1 protein-coding gene is annotated in these 2136 nt (G+C 65.4%); it reads right to left on the reverse strand.

What is annotated here, in order from left to right:
- The coding region (pepN, locus tag EOD07_RS31940) for an aminopeptidase N (RefSeq protein WP_127238103.1) at positions 1-2136 on the reverse strand (2136 nt) is incomplete at both ends.

A 2136-nucleotide genomic window follows, 5' to 3' on the forward strand; every position in this document is an offset into this window, starting at 1 on the left:
TTGAAGTGCCGCGCGGCAAGGGTGGCGCCTTCCGGCAGCAGCGAAAGATAGTCGAGCAGGATGTTGCGCAAGGCTCTGCGTCCGGCGCTCGCCGCATCGGGGCTGAACGGGCCGTTGTCGACAAGGCTTTCATAGAGCGCCGCGAAGGCCTCGCGGTTTGCCTCGGCGATCGTCCGCGCCAGCGCCTCGCGCGCGGCGAAGATGGCGTCTGGGTCGATGCCCTTGCCGATGTCGCGGGCGATGTCGGCTTCGCCGGGTAGCGCCAGCGCCAAGGCCCGATATGCCGGCTCAAGCGTCTCGTCGCCGGCGATCCTGCCCGCAAGCTCGGCGAGCCGTGCCGCAAAGACCGGCTGCTTGCCGCCGAGGATCTGGCGGAAGCCCGCGATCAGCGCGTCGGTCAAAAGCGTGTTGAACGCCTGCCAGCGCGAGAAGGCGTCGTTGTCATGCGCCGCCAGGAAGAACTGGTCGTCGGGCTTCTGCTGCACCGAAAGCGTGATCGGCGCCGAGAAGCTGCGGTTGAGCGACACCGAGGGCCGCTCCGAGATGCCAGAGAAGCGCACCGTGTGCCGGCGCTTGCGGATATGGATGACGCCGTCATCCACCGTTGCGCCCTCGACCGAGTCCCAAGCGACAGGCTTGCCGTCGGCGCCGACAAGTCCGAACGCAAGGGGAATATGCATCAGCCGCTTGCGGCTTTCAGACGGCGTCGGCGGCACCGACTGCTCGATCTCCAGCGTGAACTCCTTGGCGGCGGCATTGTGCGCGGAGCTAACCGTCAGGTTCGGCGTGCCCGCCTGATGATACCAGAGTGCGAATTGCGCGAGGTCTCGCCCCGAGACGTCCTCGAACACTTTCAAAAAGTCCTCGATCGTCGCCGCCTCGCCGTCATGCCGCTCGAAATAGAGGTCCATGCCGGCGCGGAAGGTCTGAGGCCCAAGGATGGTTCGGATCATGCGCACCACTTCCGAGCCCTTCTCGTAGACCGTCGCCGTGTAGAAGTTGTTGATCTCGCGGTAGCGCCGCGGCCTGACCGGATGGGCCAGCGGCCCCTGGTCTTCCGGGAACTGATGCGAGCGCAGCGTGCGCACCTCGGCGATGCGCTTCACCGCCCGCGAGCGCTGGTCGGCGGAGAACTCGTGGTCGCGGTAAACGGTCAGCCCTTCCTTCAGGCAGAGCTGGAACCAGTCGCGGCAAGTGATTCTGTTGCCGGTCCAATTGTGGAAATACTCATGCGCGATGATCGCCTCGATATTGGCGAAGTCGGCATCCGTCGCGGTCTCCTCGTCGGCCAGCACATATTTGTCGTTGAAGACGTTGAGGCCCTTGTTCTCCATCGCGCCCATGTTGAAGTCGGACACGGCGACGATGTTGAAGACGTCGAGGTCGTATTCGCGGCCGAAGGCATCCTCGTCCCATTTCATCGAGCGCTTCAGCGCGTCCATCGCATAGCCGGCAAGCCGCTCCTTGCCGGGCTCCACATAGATGCCGAGCTCGACCTCGCGGCCGGACATGGTGGTGAAGCTGCCCGCCACCTTGCCGAGCGCGCCTGCCACCAGCGCGAAAAGGTAGGAGGGTTTGGGGAAGGGGTCGTGCCAGATCGCGTAGTGCCGGCCGTTGGCGAGCGCGCCGCGCTCGACGGGATTGCCGTTGGAGAGCAGCAGCGGCGCCTCGTTGTGCGGGGCTTCGATACGCACCGTGTAGACCGACAGGATATCGGGCCGGTCCAGGAAGTAGGTGATGCGTCGGAAGCCCTCGGCCTCGCATTGCGTGCAATAGACGTTGTTGGAGCGATAGAGGCCCATCAGCGCCTCGTTGCGCGAAGGCGCGATCTCGGTCTCCAGGCGAAGCTCGAAGCGCCGTGTCGCCGGTGGCTTCAGGATCGTCAGCCGGTCCGGCGTCGCCTCGTAATCGCTGGCCGACAGCGCCTGCCCGTCTATCGCCACGCCAAGCAGCGTCAGTCCGTCGCCGTCGAGCACCAGCGGCGCCGACGCGGCGACGCCCTCGCGTCGTTCGATGGTAAGCAGCGCGGTCACATGGGTCGCGTCCGGCGACAGGCGGAAGTCCAGGCTGGTCGCGGGGATGAGATAGTCGCTGGCGCGATAGTCTTCGAGCTTGAAGACATGGCCGGTATCGGTG

The sequence above is a fragment of the Mesorhizobium sp. M2C.T.Ca.TU.002.02.1.1 genome, from assembly GCF_003997225.1.